The 16865-nt window shown below is 63.9% G+C and carries 17 protein-coding genes; 13 read left to right on the forward strand and 4 right to left on the reverse strand.

From position 1 onward, the window contains the following. The first annotated feature begins 182 nt into the window (after positions 1–182). The 6 genes from QE412_RS06010 (at position 183) to QE412_RS06035 (ending at position 6459) form a co-directional block, all read left to right on the forward strand. Positions 183–1397 (forward strand): ABC transporter substrate-binding protein, encoded by a 1215-nt coding sequence (locus QE412_RS06010; protein WP_307481212.1) that lies wholly within the window; start codon positions 183–185, stop codon positions 1395–1397. 298 nt (positions 1398–1695) lie between these two features. Beyond that, entirely contained in the window at positions 1696–2469 is a 774-nt protein-coding gene (locus tag QE412_RS06015; RefSeq protein ID WP_307481214.1) for an ABC transporter permease, read from the forward strand. Continuing rightward, on the forward strand, positions 2463–3245 hold the full coding sequence (locus QE412_RS06020) for an ABC transporter ATP-binding protein (RefSeq protein ID WP_307481215.1): 783 nt from the start codon (positions 2463–2465) through the stop codon (positions 3243–3245). The genes QE412_RS06015 and QE412_RS06020 overlap by 7 nt, the downstream gene beginning before the upstream one ends. Continuing rightward, positions 3245–4006, forward strand: coding sequence for a YcnI family copper-binding membrane protein (locus tag QE412_RS06025; protein WP_307481216.1), 762 nt, complete (start codon positions 3245–3247; stop codon positions 4004–4006). Before QE412_RS06020 ends, QE412_RS06025 begins: the two co-directional genes overlap by 1 nt. Next, a complete protein-coding gene (locus QE412_RS06030; RefSeq protein WP_307481218.1) occupies positions 4003–5634 on the forward strand; it encodes a copper resistance CopC/CopD family protein in 1632 nt (543 codons plus the stop codon). Before QE412_RS06025 ends, QE412_RS06030 begins: the two co-directional genes overlap by 4 nt. 339 nt (positions 5635–5973) lie before the next feature. After that, positions 5974–6459 carry a MerR family transcriptional regulator gene (locus tag QE412_RS06035; protein ID WP_307481220.1) on the forward strand — a complete coding sequence of 162 codons (486 nt, stop codon included), beginning with the start codon at positions 5974–5976 and terminating at the stop codon, positions 6457–6459. 456 nt (positions 6460–6915) lie between these two features. On the opposite strand, the gene QE412_RS06040 is transcribed toward QE412_RS06035, so the two are convergent. Beyond that, positions 6916–7479 (reverse strand): PadR family transcriptional regulator, encoded by a 564-nt coding sequence (locus QE412_RS06040; RefSeq protein ID WP_307481222.1) that lies wholly within the window; start codon positions 7477–7479, stop codon positions 6916–6918. Positions 7480–7941: 462 nt separating this feature from the next. On the opposite strand from QE412_RS06040, the gene QE412_RS06045 reads away from it, so the two are divergent. The 7 genes from QE412_RS06045 (at position 7942) to QE412_RS06075 (ending at position 14209) form a co-directional block, all read left to right on the forward strand. After that, entirely contained in the window at positions 7942–8160 is a 219-nt protein-coding gene (locus QE412_RS06045) for a hypothetical protein (protein WP_307481224.1), read from the forward strand. Between the two features lie 108 nt (positions 8161–8268). After that, positions 8269–9084, forward strand: coding sequence for a SagB/ThcOx family dehydrogenase (locus QE412_RS06050; RefSeq protein WP_307481225.1), 816 nt, complete (start codon positions 8269–8271; stop codon positions 9082–9084). Positions 9085–9148: 64 nt separating this feature from the next. Next, complete coding sequence (locus QE412_RS06055) at positions 9149–10192, forward strand: hypothetical protein (protein ID WP_307481226.1); 1044 nt, start codon at positions 9149–9151, stop codon at positions 10190–10192. Then, positions 10185–11555, forward strand: a complete 1371-nt coding sequence (locus QE412_RS06060) for a YcaO-like family protein (protein ID WP_307481228.1) — start codon at positions 10185–10187, stop codon at positions 11553–11555. Before QE412_RS06055 ends, QE412_RS06060 begins: the two co-directional genes overlap by 8 nt. A gap of 62 nt (positions 11556–11617) precedes the next feature. Further along, entirely contained in the window at positions 11618–12361 is a 744-nt protein-coding gene (locus tag QE412_RS06065) for a CPBP family intramembrane glutamic endopeptidase (RefSeq protein ID WP_307481230.1), read from the forward strand. 29 nt (positions 12362–12390) lie between these two features. Continuing rightward, a complete protein-coding gene (locus QE412_RS06070) occupies positions 12391–13131 on the forward strand; it encodes a CPBP family glutamic-type intramembrane protease (protein WP_307481233.1) in 741 nt (246 codons plus the stop codon). 31 nt (positions 13132–13162) lie between these two features. Further along, positions 13163–14209 carry an LLM class flavin-dependent oxidoreductase gene (locus QE412_RS06075; protein ID WP_307481235.1) on the forward strand — a complete coding sequence of 349 codons (1047 nt, stop codon included), beginning with the start codon at positions 13163–13165 and terminating at the stop codon, positions 14207–14209. Between the two features lie 17 nt (positions 14210–14226). On the opposite strand, the gene QE412_RS17680 is transcribed toward QE412_RS06075, so the two are convergent. From QE412_RS17680 to QE412_RS06085, 3 genes are read right to left on the reverse strand one after another with little or no spacing between them, the layout of a single operon-like run. Further along, positions 14227–15090, reverse strand: coding sequence for an alpha/beta fold hydrolase (locus QE412_RS17680; protein ID WP_373426569.1), 864 nt, complete (start codon positions 15088–15090; stop codon positions 14227–14229). Next, positions 15083–15892, reverse strand: a complete 810-nt coding sequence (locus QE412_RS06080) for an ABC transporter permease (protein WP_307481237.1) — start codon at positions 15890–15892, stop codon at positions 15083–15085. Before QE412_RS06080 ends, QE412_RS17680 begins: the two co-directional genes overlap by 8 nt. After that, entirely contained in the window at positions 15889–16845 is a 957-nt protein-coding gene (locus tag QE412_RS06085; protein ID WP_307481239.1) for an ABC transporter ATP-binding protein, read from the reverse strand. The genes QE412_RS06080 and QE412_RS06085 overlap by 4 nt, the downstream gene beginning before the upstream one ends. Between the last annotated feature and the right edge of the window lie 20 nt (positions 16846–16865).

Genomic DNA, 16865 nt, shown 5'->3' on the forward strand with positions numbered 1-16865 from the left:
CCGCTCGTCCGCGCTGTCGGAGCGAGTGCGCGGGCGGGGCGCGTGTGAGCGCAGATCACCCCCGGTGACGCGGGATGACGGATCCTGACGGACCTTTACGAACCCGGTTCGGCAACGGGGTCGTCGTTCCTACATTTGCTCCCACGAGCACCGCGGACACACCGCACAGAAGGGGAATGTTCATGACCGACCAGGCCAACTCCGGCGACCACGACGACGACACCACGGCATCCACTGCTCCCACGGAAGACGTCCGACCCCCCACGACGTCGTCACCCACCGTCCTTCCCAGCGGCGCCGTCCTCGAGTCGCCGGCGGATGCCGCGAGCCCGGCGACCGCGGGTGTCTCGCGCCGTACGCTCCTGACCGGGGCGGCCGTCGGCGCGGCGGTCGTGGCCGCGGGCGGCTTCGGCGGGTGGTGGTTCCTGCAGTCCCGCAACGCTCCCCGGACGACCGCCAACGGCCTGCAGGTGACGACCTCGTGGGCCGACCGCGAACTCGCGCTCACCTCCCCCAGCGGTGCGTGCGAGGCGCCGCTGATCATCGCCTACGAAAAGGGCTTCTTCGCCGACGCGGGCCTGAACGTGGTGTTGAAGAAGACCGGCGACGGCGAAGACACGACGGCCGCCGTGGGCTCCGGCAAGTACATCGCCTCCAACGGCATCTTCTTCAACTACCTGGGGCCGATCTACAACGGAACCCCGGTCAAGCTCAGCGGCGGACTCCACTACGGCTGTCTCGATCTGTACACCCTGACGGACGGCCCCGTGAGAAAGGTCGCCGATCTGCGGGGACGGAAGATCGGCGTGAGCAATCTGCAAGGCTCCGCGACGAACTTCTTCTCGCTCGACCTGCTCGACGCGGGCATCAATTCCAGCCCGGCCGCCGGAGAGGTCGAATGGGTGGTGATCGAGCAGGATCTCCTCCCGAAGGCCCTGCAAGACGGGCGAGTGGATGCCATCGCCACCGCCGGCGGATATCTGCCGATCATCCGGGGTGTGGAGGAGGGATGGGCGACGGTCCTGTCCGACAACCAGTCGCGCAGCGCGAACGCGAACCAGCCGTGTTGCGCCGTCGTCTTGAACAACACGTTCGTCAGCGAAGATCCGGTCACCGCCGCCGCCCTCGTCACCGCGTGGGCGAACGGCGCGCGCTGGGCGGGAGCCAACCTGGAGGAGACCGCCGAGATCGAATCCGCGGGCAAGTACGTCGCCGGCACGCCGGAGGAGATCCTGCCGGTCCTCAAGACGCTGACGTTCGACCCGTCGCCCAAGAATCTCCGTCACGTGCTGGCCCCGGGAATCGAGAAGTACAAGAAGACCGGCTTCCTCGACGCCGACGTGGATGTCGAGGCACTGGCCGACCGCGCGTTCGTCGATCTCGGTCTGAATTTCTGATGGCCACCGCGCTCACCCCCGCTCTCCGGCCGGGTCGCTCCCCCGCCGACATCCGCGCCGCTTTGCAACGAATCGTGCACCCCGCGCGCATCAATCCGGTCGTCGCCGGGTCGGGTGTCGTCGTCTGGATACTCGTCGCCGTCGTCATCGCGCTCGTCCCGGAGCACCCCGACCTTCCGCTGGCGGACGCCGAGTCGGTCGCGAAGGCGACGACGTTCGCTTCGGTCACCGCGGTCCTCCTCGCCCTCGTCTTCTCCGCCCTCTGGGCCTCTTCGGCGGCACCGACGCGGTTCGGCGGATGGGCGCGGGCACGCGTCGCCCACACCATGCCGCGTGGTTCCTCGGCGCGGGCGTGTGGGTGCTCTTCTGGGAGGCATCGACCGCGAAGACGCTCCTCTTCGAGCCGCCCTACCTGGTCTCGCCGCGCGAGATCCTCGAGCGGCTGTGGGACAACCGCGCCGTCCTGGCGGAGAGCACCGCGAACTCGCTGCTGCTGCTCGCGACCGGTTTCTTCGTGGGCCTGGTCGCCGGATTGGCCACCGGCATCGTGATCGGCTGGTTCCAAAGCGCGAACTACTGGGTCCACCCCGTGCTGGTCTTCATCGGGCCCGTCCCGACGCTGGCGTGGGTGCCGATCGTCTTCGTGCTGTTTCCGAGTTCGTACTCCGGGGCGGTGTTCATGATCGCGCTGTCGGTATGGTTCCCCGTCACGGTTCTGACGCGGGCGGGAGTCCTGAGCGTGCCGAGGGCCTACTTCGACGTCGCCCAGACCCTGGGGGCGAGGGCATGGTTCCTGGTGTTCCGGATCAGCGTGCCGGCCGCGCTTCCGAGCATCTTCACCGGCGCCTTCATGGCGCTCGGTGCCTCGTTCGTCAGTCTCACCGTGGCCGAGAACTTCGGGGTCAACGCGGGCCTCGGCTGGTACCTGAACTGGCAGAAGGGGTGGGGGGACTTCCCCGCACTGTACGCGGGCATCATCGTGCTCGTCGTGATCTGCGGAGTGCTGCTGAGCGCCCTCTTCCGCGTGCGCAACTGGATCCTGCGCTGGGAGAAGGAGCTGACCCGATGGTGACCACGACGACCGGCGCCGCCGTCGACATCATCGGCGTGACCCAGGCCTTCCGAAGCGGTGACAAAGACCTGCTCGTCCTCGACGATGTCGACCTCTCTGTCAGACCCGGCGAGTTCGTCGCGTTGGTGGGCCCGTCCGGCAGTGGCAAATCGACCCTGTTGCGCCTGCTCGCGGGCCTCGACCGGGCCCTGTTCGGGCAGGTCTACGTCGACGGGCGTCCCGTCGATCGACCGGATCCGTCCCGTGCCCTCGTGTTCCAGGATCCCACGCTCCTGCCGTGGCGCACCGTTCGCGGCAACGTCGAGCTCGGTCCGCATGCGCGCGGCGTTCGCGCGCAATCGAGACCGCGCGTCGAAGAGACATTGCGGCTGGTCGGCCTCGACGACTTCGCGAACGCGTGGCCCTCGCAGCTCTCCGGGGGCATGGCACAGCGCACCGCCCTCGCACGTGCGCTCGTGAACGACCCCTCCCTGCTGTTGCTCGACGAACCGCTAGGCAAGCTCGACGCCCTCACCCGCCGCGTCCTCCAGCGCGAGCTGCACTCGCTGTGGAAGCAGCGCGGCTTCACCGCCGTGCTCGTGACGCACGACGTCTCCGAGGCGCTCCTCCTGGCGCAGCGCGTCATCGTCTTCAGCCCACGACCCGCGCGGATCACGGCGGAGTTCGATGTGCCCCTGGACCACTCTCGCGATCAGTCCAGCCCCGCATTCATCCGACTGCGCGAGCGCATCCTCGCGCTGCTGGACGCCCCGACCGCATCGAAGAAAGGAAACTGATGTCATCACCGTCCCTCGCCCCCGTGAAGGCTCGCCGTCTCGTTCCGATCGGCGTCGCCGTCGGTCTCGCGATCGCGCTGGTCTCGACGCTTCCCGCGAGCGCGCACGTGACCGTGGGAGCGACGAGCACCGAGCCCGGAAGCTTCTCACGGCTGACGTTCGCCGTTCCCACCGAATCGAAGGACGAGTCGACGGTGCGCATCGAAGTCGCGCTCCCGGAAGACGTGCCCTTCCGATCCGTGCGCACGGTACCTGTCGCGGGATGGGATGCGCAGCTGACCCGCGAAGACCTGCCGACGCCGGTCGACGACGGACACGGAGGAACGATCACCCAAGCCGTCACGAGGGTGGTGTGGACGGCGACGGAGGGAAACGGCATCCATCCCGATCAAACGGGTCTGTTCACGATCGCGGTCGGCCCCCTGCCGCACGACGAGCAGGAGCTGTACTTCCCCGCGGTGCAGACCTACGACAGCGGAAGGGAGGTCGCGTGGACGCAAGAGGCCACCGGCGGAGTAGAACCGGATCGGCCCGCTCCGAGCATTCACGTCGTCGCGGCCGGAAGCGGCACCGCCTCCGGTGAGGACTCCCACGACACCGCATCCGCCGCGGCGGACCACGCAACGGTCGAGGCAGCCACGTCCGACTCGACCATCGCGCGCTGGGCCCTGGGCCTCGGCGGCTTCGGTGTGCTCCTGGGCGGGGCTGGTCTCGTCATCGCGATCCGCGGAGCCCGCCGCTCCCGGGATATCGCGACGTGAGCCGTCCGAGCGCGGTCCGTCTTCTGACGATCGCGCTGATCGCCGTCGCACTCGCGATGGCGCATCTGTTCACGTCACCCGCTCCCGCGGTCGCGCACGCCTACCTCCTCTCGTCGACGCCATCGAACGGCGAGACGGTGACGTCCGCTCCGGCGGAGGTCGTCGTCGTCATGTCCGAACCGGTCACCCTCGTCGCACGCGAGAACGCGGTCACCGTTCGCGATGCGGCAGGAGAACGTGTGGATGCCGGCGCGTCACTCAGCGACGACGGATCGGCCGTGCACATCCGGCTGCAGCCAGACCTGCCCGACGGCGTGTACCTCGTCAGCTGGGCGGTGATCTCCGCCGACACCCACGCGACGGGCGGCTCGATCCAATTCGGGGTCAACATGCCGGCGACCGTCGTCGCCGACCACGACGACGCCCGGACGACGACTCTGGCCTTCGCCCGGTGGGCCGCGGCGGCAACGCTGTCTCTCGGTCTCGTGCTCGGCTTCGGTGTGCTCCCCGCCCGACGGATCCTGAGCCCCGCAGCGGGCTCCCCGTCTACGCGCGCGGTGGCGCGAGTCGGCCTCGTCACGGTGATCGCCGCGAGCCTGGCGCAGGCGGTGACGCAGTTCGTCGCCGTGAGCGGAGAGGCCGCTCTGCCGCAGATCTGGGCATTCGCCGGGTCGGGCTACGGCCTCGTCGTGCTGGCGCGCGTGTCCGTCGCCGTCGCCGCTCTCGTGCTGGTCTCGCGAGACGAACGTCTCTCCTCTCCCCTCGCCTGCGGCGCTTGGGCGCTCGCGGGCCTCGTGACCGCGATCACCGTCGCTGCGAACGGACACGCGGGAGTGTCCCCCGGACGGTTGGCGACCGCGACGCTGCACATCGTCGGAGCGACCGCCTGGCTGGGCGGTCTCGTCGTGATCGTGCTGCTGCGGCGACGCGCGCTCGCGTTCCGGCACTGGTCGATCTACGCCGCGGCATCCGTCGTCGCCACCCTCGCCTCGGGACTCGCCCAGGCGGTCTGGGAGGTCGCCTACCCGGGTGCGCTCACCTCGACGGCGTACGGGTGGCTCCTGCTGAGCAAGCTCGCTCTCGTCGGGGTGACCGTCGGCCTCGGCGTCGCCGGCTGGCGGTGGACTCGCACTCGTCAGCTCACCTCCGTCGACGACGGAGGGCGGCGTGCCCGCCGCCGCGTCGCCGTCGAGGCGTTCGTCGGCGTCGTCATCCTCGCGCTCTCGGGGCTGCTGTCCACCGGCGCTCCGGCCACGGCGGAGTACCGTCCCGCGCGTTCCGCGGCGACGACCATCGGTCCGTACGACGTCGACATCCGTGTCGAGAACGCGCGCGTCGGCTCCGCCGTGATCGCGGTCACCGCCGTCGGAGCGGTCGACCAACGCGCACCCGCTACCGCCACAGCGCGACTCGACAACCCCCGAGCAGGCATCACCGCCGTCGCGGTCGACCTGCCCCACCGGGCGACCGCGACGGTGCCGCTCGACCAGCCCATGCCGGTGACCTTCCGCGGCGACCCCACGCTGCTGCCGGCAGAGGGAACATGGACCGTGACCGTCACCCTCGCGATCGACCAGTGGCACGAGTACACCGGCGCGGTCGCCATCGATGTGGAAGGGACGCCCTGAGGGGGACGTGACCACCCCGAACCGTGGTGACCGTCACGGAGGCGAGCTGGTGGGCATCGGTGACGGCGGGGAGCTGCGGGCGACGCCCCGGCCGATCACGGTGGTGATCGTATCGACCGGCTACCCCCGGTCTCTCAGCGGGGTGCGCCCCAGAATCGCGCCGTCTCGAGGACTGTTCAGAGCAGGGGCCACGAGGCGAGAGTTGAGGGGACAGCTCGGCGCAGGCGAATCGACGCTACCTTCTCGACACCGTGGTCATGCCCGGACGTTCAGTCCCACTCACGGGATCAGCGCCGGGGAGGTTGCGTTGGAGTGAACTCCAAGACCTACCCTTTCGGCATGAGCACGCAACCCGCCTTCACGGTGCTGGACGACTCGGACGCGAGCCTGGGGATCGCCGAGGTCGCACACCTCAGCGGACTCAGTCAGGACACGCTCCGCTGGTATGAGCGGGAGGGGCTCTTGCCCGCCGTGCATCGCGGGACAGACCGCAGGCGGCGTTACTCCCGCCGGGACGCCGCGCTGGTGGAGATGCTCGCGAAACTGCGCGACAGCGGGATGCCGACGGAAGAGATGCGCGAGTTCTCCCGGCTCGTCGCCGGTGGCGCCGCTACCCACGGGCAGCGTCTGGCGATCCTGGAACGTCATCGCGACCGCATCCACCGCCGCCAAGTCGAACTCGACCAACACCTCGCGTCACTCGACGAGAAAGTGAGTCACTACCGGTACCTCATCGGAGCCGGCCTCGACTGCGACGGCCAGCCCGTGCCGACACTCCCCGCAACCAGGTCATCCCCGACCCCTGCGGAAGGAGAGTCACGATGAAGATGGCCACTACTGTCTTCGGTGACGGCCTGCGTGTGAGCGGCACCAGCGCCCGCGATCCTGAACGAGCCCGGCCGGCCGGTACCCGCACCCGCGTTCGTCGAGTGGCTCATGGGTCTCTACGCAGGATGGGCCGCTGCCCCCGTCTTGGCCTGTCACACGGTCAACAGCTGACCGCTCTCGGCAACGGCGTCATACGCGCCAAGCGGCCGCAGCGCTCCGGGTGCTGCGCCCATGAGCCGGGCATCGGGTTTACCGGCTCCCGATCAACGTCTCACTGATCTCCCCGAGGTCACGCTGGGCCTTCGTGCATCACTTTCTATCCTGAGATGCTCCGGGGCATCTCAGGATAGTTCGGGGATGGCGGGCTCGAAGATCTAGAGCCTACGGTTGTAGTAGACGAAGCTGACGCGCAGTGGCATCAGGCTCGAAACCCGTGGACAAATCGACATGTCACTACTGTGCGAGTTGATATTCGTCTGCTTGGATACGTTCGAGAAACTCTCGCGCCCAGGTTCTTTCGCCTACGAAAGCTTCACGAGTCAGCAGGAATATCTCGCGGATGTAATTGGCACGCGCGTCTGCGTGGAACCACGAGTTCATGTGTGAATCGAATGACTCAAGGAACCCATCGATAATGCTCAACCGCTTCTCAAGCGCGACAGTGATCTCAGTTTTGGTGAGCATGGGCAGGAAGCAGAGTGCGGGAAGGATATCGAGAGGCTGCGGGCGCTCATTCGAAACAATTTCACGCAGGAGACGAGTGAACTCGGCCTCACCGCTCGGAGTAATCGAGTAGAGAGTCTTACTCGGACGTCTCTCATCCTGCTGCACGGCAGCGACCGCGATGTGACCCTCACGCGAAAGTGTACGGAGTTGGTTGTAGACGGACGGACGTGCAATATTCGCCCACTGGTCGGCGTTCCACGACGTCAGCTCGCGTTGGATGTCGTATCCGTGCGTCGGTTGCCTCAATCGGAGGGCGCCAAGGACGAGAAGCCTCGTTGCTTGGACGCTCATCAGTCCCTCCTCTCATGATCGGGTCATCGTTGCGCAGCGACGGTCGCAACCAACGACCCACTCTAGCTTTCGCTCGGTCCGCCGGGCCTACCGCGGTGCACGCACGTCGCGAACTGTGCACCAGGAACGGTTACGGACCACGCAGGACTGCTTGACGAACCTACCGGTCAGAAATAAGGTAAATTTGTCTAGATAAATTTGTCTAGATCGGAGCGGTGGGGAAGGTTGGCAAGCGATGCGCTGGTACGTGCGTCACGAGCGACTCATCACGATGGTTTCGACGGCGGGAACGCTTGCTGGATGGGGAGTGGTTCTCGTACTGTTCCCAGCGCCCTGGGCGTTGGGCATATGTGCTGTCTACTCCCTTGTTCTTGTGCAGTCGGCGCGCCGATGGCGTCGGCGTACCACGGCACGGGTCGACCCTCCGCTCGGTCGTTGATCCACTACACAACGGAGGTCAAGATGCAACTCAAGATCGACTCGTTCATTGAGCACAGGTCGCGGTCGGTGCAGCCGGCCCTCGCCCCCCTCGGGATCGGCACTGCCGACGGCATCGGCGTGCTGGCGCCGGGTGGGTGTACGTGCACCTTCGGCTGCTCGTGCTCGTGCTCGTGCGGAGCCGTCTCCACGAGCGATGCAGTCGGCGAACTGGTGGCCGTCGGCGAGCTCGTGGCCGCATAGGAGGGAACCGAAATGGTTGAGGCAGGGCTCGCAAAAGCGACAGTCGCGATCTCGTCGTATCGACACACAAGTCCTGGTGCGGAAGCTATCGGCCTTCGTACACAGGGCTTGCGCTACGACAACATCGACGAGGCACGACTGCCGCGGGTGGCCGAGGACTTCCTGGTCGCGTCGAGGACCAACGAATGGGACCGTGATGGTGCACTATCGGTGATGGACTACTTCGCCGATCCGATGATCGCGACATTCGGACGACTCGACCAGGACTCGTTCTTGGAAGGCCGCACCTACGCCCTGCCTCAACCAAATCCGATCGGGATGGAACTCGGCGAGAGCGTCCTCCGGCGCCGAAGCGTCCGGCTCTTCACCGGCGACTCGATGTCGGCATCCGACCTGGCCGCTTTGCTTATCTATACCGCTGGAGTCACCGGAGAGGCTGAGGTGCCGTTGACGACGGGCGCGCATGAAAAATACTACTTCCGCGCGGCGCCCTCGGGTGGGGGGCTTTACCCCGTCGAACTGTACGTGGCCGTGATCAACGTGAATGGCCTCCCCAAGGGTGTATACCGCTACAGCCCGAGGAGGAACGTGCTCGTGGAGCACGGGCGAGCAATGTCCGTTGACGAACTCGCTGCGAGCATCTCTACGCCTGACGATCAGCTCAACACGAGAGGCGCCGCCGCGATTCTCCTGTTCGGCGCGACCCCCTGGCGCTCGATGCGAAAGTACGGCCCGAGAGGCCTCCGCTTCGTGTTCCACGAAGCCGGGGCGATGTCGGAGCACGTGCACTTGATTTCCACGTCGCTCGGACTTGGGAGCACCGATTGTTCAAGCTTCTACGACGACAAAGCCAACCTGGCGCTTGGGTTCGACGGTCAGTTCCGGTTCCTCGCACACATGGCGGTCGTCGGGTGGCCCGCCTGACATAGACGACCAGCACCCGCCGTACCCGATACCCAATCCCTCAGAACGCAGGAAAGAACGGTTGATGAAATCCCATGAGATGCAAGTCAGGTTCAAATCCGAATACGCTCTCGTCGCCCACTCACCTGACACCGTTGAGCTACGCGCCGGGGTCTGGAACCCGCGGTCGATCACACTGACCGATGAGTCGGCGCGCGGGACGCTGCTGCCCATGCTGAAGGGCATCCAGGCGGGCGCCGCTCCGGCGAGCATCGCGTCCACGCTCGGTGTCGCGCGATCCGAGGTGGAAGCACTACTGGACAGCCTGCTCGAGGTAGGCGTGGTAAGCACAGGACAGAGCGGGCATCTGAACGCGCTTATCGAGCGGCAGGCAAGTCTCCCCATGATCGAGAAAGAACTCGACAGTCGCGTCCTTCTCATCGGCGACCGCGCGGTCTCTGAAGCTATCCACCGTCAGATCGCCGCCGAACTCGCCGACCGTGTTGAACTGGTCGCCGACGCGGACCCACTTTTATTGCGTCTGGCCGAGCTCGATCTCATGGCGTTCACCGACGGCCTGGCTCGCGAAGCGCTGTTCGAGAAATTTGAGGCATGGAAAGACACTGTCGTCGTGTTCGGAGCCTCCCATCTCAACCCGATCACGTTTGCCGTGCTGGATGAGATTGCTCAAGGCGTAGGGTTCGTCTGGTTGCATGGCGTCATCGACGGCCCCTACGTGTTCGTCGGACCGACCATCATCCCTGGACGCAGCGCAAACTACCGCGATCTTGAACAGCGGTTCATGATGAACACGCGGGAGTTGGCTTCTTACCAGAAGTACAAAGATGCGCTGGCGAAGGAAATGGTCATTGGCGAAGGCGATCCGTTGGGAGGGCCACTGGTAGATCTTCTTGCCGCGCACCTCTCGATCGAAGTGGTGAACTGGCTCAAATCGGGCGCGAACTTCACCGTCAACAAGATCCTCGGCATCTACTTGCCAACAATGGAGATGGCCTACCACGAGATACTGCCCTCTCCATTCAACAGCTCCGCCACGAGCCTGCAAAGCAGAGACGCGACGGACCTCTACTTCAATGTCAGAGACTGGCTAGGCGAAAACGATGACTGACGTCTCTCCTCGGGCGTCGTCGTTCCGAATGATGCGTTCACCCGAGCAACTCACTCGCGAATACCGCGAACGCATGTATAGTCCGCTGTGCGGGCTCATCGTTGCCATCGGCTACTCCGCTCACAGTCGTAAGGGGCCTCGTGTTTCAGTCGCGGGTGGTGAGTTGACCGGTGTCCACGTGCTTCAGAACCAACCGGCTCCGAGGACGGGGAGTTACCACATTGGCGGAAGTGGCATCGTTCCATTCGAGCCGACGATCAAGACGTTCGGCGAATCGGCCGAACGCTATGCAGGCTCGATATCTGCACTGGATCCTGGCCTGGAACAGCGGTTCGCCTCCCACAACGAAATGGAAGCTGCAGGGTGCGACGTCATCTCTGCCTCGAAACTCGTCCTGATCGACGAGAACACCGTGCGCTCGGCGAGCGACCCGTTCAAACCATTCGACGCGAACGCACCGATCACCTGGATCGAGGCTGAGAACATCGGATCGGGGAGCGCCAGGAAATGGATACCAGCGCAACAGTTTCTTGTGGGCTATCCGGTGCGGATTCACGACGGTGAGCCCTGGCTCGAAGCCGCTGTCAGCACGGGCACTGCTGTCCACACAGACTACCCGCGAGCAACGCTCGCCGCTCTCTACGAACTGATCCAGATCGACTCGGCGATGGGTCACTGGTACGGGAGCCAACCGTCGATGAGGATCGAATTCGATGAGCGCACGACGCGTCTCCAGCGCCTCCTGGCTCGACACATGCCTGAAGGCGGCTACTTGGCAGAGTTCCATCTGCTACCCAACGCCGACCTTCCAGGGTTCACGATCGCATGCCTCCTCCACGAACCCCAGGGGCGGATACCCGTGGTGTCAGTGGGGCTGGGCGCTGACTCACGTCTGGAGAGCGCAATGTACAAGGCGTGGTTGGAGGCCGTCGGCGTTCGTTCCCTCGCGGAGTGGTCTCTGGTCAACACCTATCTTGAGGAAGGCGAGCTTCAGCACGATACGGGTGCGATGCTCGATCTTGACTCCAATGTGGTGTACGCGGCGCAAGCCGAAGGGGCGTCTGCCGTTCGAAACCGCTTTGCCAACGCTGAGCGCGTTCTCGGAGCGGATTTGCCGCCTGATTCGGTGCTCGATGTAGCGTCCGAGGTGCGCCGAGTCGTGCGCACGTTCCGCGCGACCAACAAGGAACTGTTCATACGAAGCCTATCTACCCCCGACGTCGCAGCCTTTGGATTTCGAGCGATCAGAGTGTGGTCTCCCGACACTCTCAGCTTGTGCCTTCCGAGCGCACCACCTCAGCGCCACCCGCGCTTCGGAGACTACGGTGGTTTCACGGAACTCGCTCCACATCCGTACCCCTGATCATGGCCGACTCGCGTATCTACTTGATCGCGTTCGTCCTCACGGCGGGTCCAGGAGCGCTCATGGTCGCGACAATGTTGAGCAGCAGATTTCGAGTCCTTTCGAAGCTGCGCCTCAACTCGATCTATACGGTAGCGACCCTTCTGATCGCCACAACGGGGCTCATCGAGGCTGGTCCAGTCGCCTTGTTACGTCCGGAGTCGACGTGGCTAGGAGCGGCCGCGGGCGTGGCTGCAGCGCCGATTCTCGGGTACCTCGCCGTGCTAGCCGATGGCAAGCTCACGGAGCGCTTTCGACGTCGCTCGCGTGAGCAGAGCACAACAGCGCAAGCGACAGGGACGAGTCGTCGTGCCAGCTCGGGGCTGACGCCGCTGCGCGTCATGCCCGCGGGCGCCGCGCGGCAACTTGGTGTTCAGCGTCGCCAAGCCGCACCGCGTGTGCCGTCGAGCCGCATCTCTGTGAGTTCTCAGCCGAGACAGCAAGCCCTGTTGTGGCTCGTTCTCGTGGCCGTGGGTGAGGAGCTTCTGTACCGTGGAGTGTTCCTCGGGTGGGCGATGCTGTTTCCGCCGCTCCTCGCCGGTTTCTTCCTGGCGCTCGGGACGGCTGTCTTTGGCCTCATCCACATCTCATTCGGATGGTCGCAGGTCGTCGCTAAATTGCCGCTCGCGATCATCGGGGTCGCAACGACGCTTGCGTTCGGGACGCCACTATGCGCGGTCCTCGTGCACGTCTACTTCAACGTCTACTACTGGCGTAAGCGTCGTTTCTCGGCGCTCTCTGCCGCCGCGACGCCCTGGAGCGCATGATGTTAGTTCAGCTACCTCTGCTGATTCGCGTGATTCTCGTCGCAACGCTCATCTTCGCCTATTACTTAGGCGTCAAGCAGCTGCTCTTCGTTGCGGCGAGAATGCTGGCCCTGCGCCTACGTCGGTTCTCCCGGCACAGTCGCAGTGAAGTCCAAGGCGTTCTTGAACTCAGCTTCGCTGTGATTGGGCACATCGTGTTCGTCGTGCTGTTCTTCGCGGTATCAGGCGTGCAACTGGGGGACCTAGGACTCGACGGTCCGCCTCTCCTCTTGCCGCTCGGAGCCCTTATCGGCATCGGTGAGCTTGCCGTCGCCATGTTCTTTTGCCAACTCATCGTCACGGGGCTAGACCGGAGCCGCGTTCCCGTAGCGGTGGGGGCATCCTCAGCGGGTACAGCGAATCCGACATCTTCGTGGATGTCCGCCAGCCGGGCCGGATGGGTGCGGCATCACATCAGCTCATTTCAGGTTCTTCCTGTGTCGCTGTCGATCACGTTGTCCGGCGCTCAGGTCGCCTGCGAAGAAATTGTCTTCAGATCACTGCTGATCGTTCTGTTCCAGGACTCAGGCATTGCCGTGTCATTCATCATTCCGGGAGCATTATTTGTCATCATGCAGGTGTTCTTCATGCCTTCCGCGCGAGCAGCAATGTTTCCTGTTGTCGGCGGCGCCATCATGGCGGTCGTCCATGGGATCCTCTTCACTTCGGTCCCATTCGTCTGGCCACTGATAGTCGCGCACGTCGTGTTCTTTTATATCGCAGTTCTGTGACCCCACCTGTCATCGACCCAAAGGAAAGCGAATGAAATTCGGCGTCTCCTTCCTGCCTGATGCATCGCCCCGCACTAAGTCGCCGCAAGATTACTTTCGAGATGCGATCGATCTCTCCGCGAGGGCCGAAGAGAACGGCTTCGCGTACTGCAAGATGACTGAGCACTATCTCAACCAATACGGAGGTTACTGCCCCAGCCCGTTGCAGTTTCTCGCTGCCGTGGCCGAGCGCACTCGTTCGATGCGGCTGATAACCGGGTGCATCATTCCTTCTCTTCACCATCCTGTCGAACTCGCCGCCACGACTGCGATGCTCGACGCGATCAGCGGTGGGCGCCTCGATGTGGGGGTAGCCCGGGGGTATATGCCCTATGAGTTCGACACCTTCGGGATCGAACTCGGCACAAGTAGAGACCGGTACGCCGAGGCTATTGACTTGATGCAGCAGCTTTGGTCAGGCGCCGAGGTCAGTGGGACGAGCGAGTTCTTTCCGCTCCGGTCTGCGCGTTCATGGCCGTTGCCGGTCCAGCAGCCGCACCCGCCCCTGTGGGGAGCTGCGGTCCGATCCCGTCAAAGCTTCGCATGGCTAGGGGAACGGGGGTTCGGATTGCTCGTGACCTCGGGATTCGCGGACCTTGAAGCTCTTGCAACCCATGTTTCGATCTACCGGTCGACTGCCCAGGCTTCGGGGCATGAACCCCGCGTGCTCATGAGCATCCCTTTGATGGTCCGTCAGACGGATAAGCAAGCGGACGTGGAGGGGCGTGCTGCTTTGCAGGAGTACCTTGATGTCTGGGCCGGTGCTGCAGACTCATGGGCTGGCGTCGCCTCGCAGGCATACAAGGGATATACGGGAATGTCGCGTGGGATCAGAGCGGCGGGCGTAGACGGGCTTCTGGGAACCGGCGGCGCAATTATCGGATCGGCGACGACGTGTGCGGCGGAGATCAATAAGTTGACCGCGCGGATCACGCCAGACGGCTACTTGTGGCAGCTTGATACTGGTTCGGCGTCTCGTGCATCGATGTTTGAGACTCTGGACAGGTTCTGCTCTGACGTCGAGCCTCTTCTGGGGTGACGAGGCTGGCTTTTTACCTACCTCAGCGAGCGCACGAAGTTCAACACTACCCGGTAGGACTCGCGTGCGGCTTCACGGCTCGCCCCCGGACTCCCGCCAAAGTCGACGTGGGTTGCCATCGACTCGGCCACGGTGGCAGGTGGTTCATCGCCGGGGAGCACCCCCGGGAACAGGCCAAGATGCCCGCATCTTCGGTACCGGCGTACCTCCGTCCGGTCATCAGCCATCTGTTTCACGAAGGCGGCGGACGGCCAGAAATGGTCGTCGTCCCCGTATTGCAGGAGAACCTGACAGCTTCCGACGGGGACAGGTATTCGCGATGCCGTCGTGCGCGACCAGCCACGAAAGCGGCCAGACTGCACGAGACGACGGGTACCGAAGAACCTGACATATTCTCTGAATCGATACCTTCCGCGGAAATAAGGGATCGGTTCACCGTCGACGAGCCATGCTGCTTCGTCGAAGCTCATGTGTACCGATCGCATGGCCGCGTTTACAACTGCGGAGGGGGACGCGGCAGCGATGCCGACCACATGGTCAAGGTGCGCCGCGAGGAGGAAAGCCAGTTCGCAGCCACGGGAATGCCCAACGAGAACAACGGGGGTTCGGAGTAACCTGTTTGATGCGATTGCCGCGCGGATCGTTCGGGCAACGTGGACGACGTCAACGGCAACAAGACCGCAGTGGCCTCCTTCGCGCGGGAAGTACTCAACTGCGATAGCGCGCACCCCGTCGGATGCAAGCAGTTTGGCTGCTGCGTCTGCTGAACGCCCGGCAACCTGGCCTGGAAGAATCACCGCGATGGGCGTTCCCTGCTCCTGTTGCGATGCCGGGCCTGGCCGGAATAGGCGCGCGGACGGACCCGTCGTTGGGCTAGTCATGCTGCTCAAACCCGCGCGCCGCCAGGACGAAAGCACCGGCCGCAAGAACTGCTGCAACTAGGTAGCCCAGCAGGACCTGGCCGTTATCGAACACTCCGGCGACAGAGGCCCTGGAGGCGTCCACGACGTAGGTGAGCGGGTTGAAGCGGGAGAGCGTGTGCAACCAGGACGGCGCCAACGCCATCGGTAGCATCACCCCTGCTAACAACACGATCGGAAGCAGAAGCGCGTTGAACACGCTTGAAAGCGCCTCTTCGCTCTTGCTAGTGATTGCCAATAGATATGAAAGCGACGACATTGCGACGGATATGAGTAGAACAAGGCCCAGGCATGAGAGCAGCCCCTCAATATCCGACCGGAAGCCAAGTATGAGTGACGCCCCAATGACCAAGAGAGTCTCTGCCAAGAGAACTAGAACGTCTCTGACAACCTTGCCGCCAAGAATGAGAGTTCTCGACACTGGTGCCGCGAAGATTCGTTCCAGTGCGCCGGAACGGTACTCGGTGACCAACGAGATGCCGACAAAAGCTCCGCCGAATAGAGCAAGTTGAATGAAGAGCGCAGGTACGAATGTGGCGTATGCATCTTTGGATGACACTCCACCAAGTTCCGATACCCCCGCGAGAAGGGGCCCGAACAAGAAGAGGTACAGCAAGGGCTGCCCAATCCCAATCACCGCGATTACAGGATTCCGCGCGGTATTCATCACCTCGTGGGACAGTACCGTGACGAAGGCTCGGACTCCAGCAATACTCTCCGCCCGGGTGGACGGCGCAATCTGCACCGTTCGTGTGTTGTTCACGCGAGAAGATCCTTCCCGGTAAGGCTAAAGAACGCATCCTGCAACCCGCCCCTTCTCACAGAAATGCGCATAGGTATCTGTCCTCGCCGATGCAACACTTCTAGCACCGCAGGGAGTGTTCGCTCACCATCGCTGATACGTAGCGAGAGAAGCATGCCAGCATCGGTGCCGGAGTATTCAGCGCTCAATACGCCGTCGACCCCGCTGTGAGACCACGCCGTCTCTGCGACGTCGGTCGCGTCAAGGTGAACAAAAACTTCATCCACAGCGAAACGCTCCTTCAGGCGCTGGGTACTGTCGTGCGCGATCAACCGGCCACCCTCCATCATCAGGATGTCGTCTGCGAGGTCTTCTGCTTCGTCAAGGTAGTGCGTGGTGATCACCACGGTCGTGCCCCACTTTTCGCGCATGTTGCGGATCATTGCCCACATCTCCTGACGGGCATCGGGGTCGAGGCCAACGGTTGGCTCATCGAGAAAGGCAATATCTGGCTGGTTCATCATCCCCATCGCGATATCAACCTTCCGGCGCTCGCCACCAGACAGGCGTCCCGCGCGCCTACCCCAGAACTCTTCGGCACCCATCAACGCCAGAACCTCGCGCCCACGGTGCTCTGCACTTGCGCGAGACATCCCGAACAGCCTGCCCTGGAAAACAAGCTCCTCGCCCACGACCGACTCGGCTTGCAGCGTGCCCACTTGCGGTACGTAACCGATGAGCTGGCGTACCTTTCGCGCTTCGCTGGTGAGATCCATGCCCGCGATACGGACAACACCCTCGCTCGCCCGGCTTACAGTCGCCAGGATTCGCAACGTCGTAGTCTTCCCTGCGCCGTTGGGACCAAGCAGCCCCAACGTGCGCCCCCTCGCGAGCGAAAAAGACAGGTCAGATACTGCGTGGGTCTCTTTCCCTCGAAACTTGAATGTTTTCCCGAGATGCTCAACCGTTAGCAACAGCGCCTCCCCATTAGGTA

The sequence above is a fragment of the Microbacterium trichothecenolyticum genome (assembly GCF_030818955.1).
In the GTDB taxonomy this organism is placed as follows: domain Bacteria; phylum Actinomycetota; class Actinomycetes; order Actinomycetales; family Microbacteriaceae; genus Microbacterium; species Microbacterium trichothecenolyticum_B.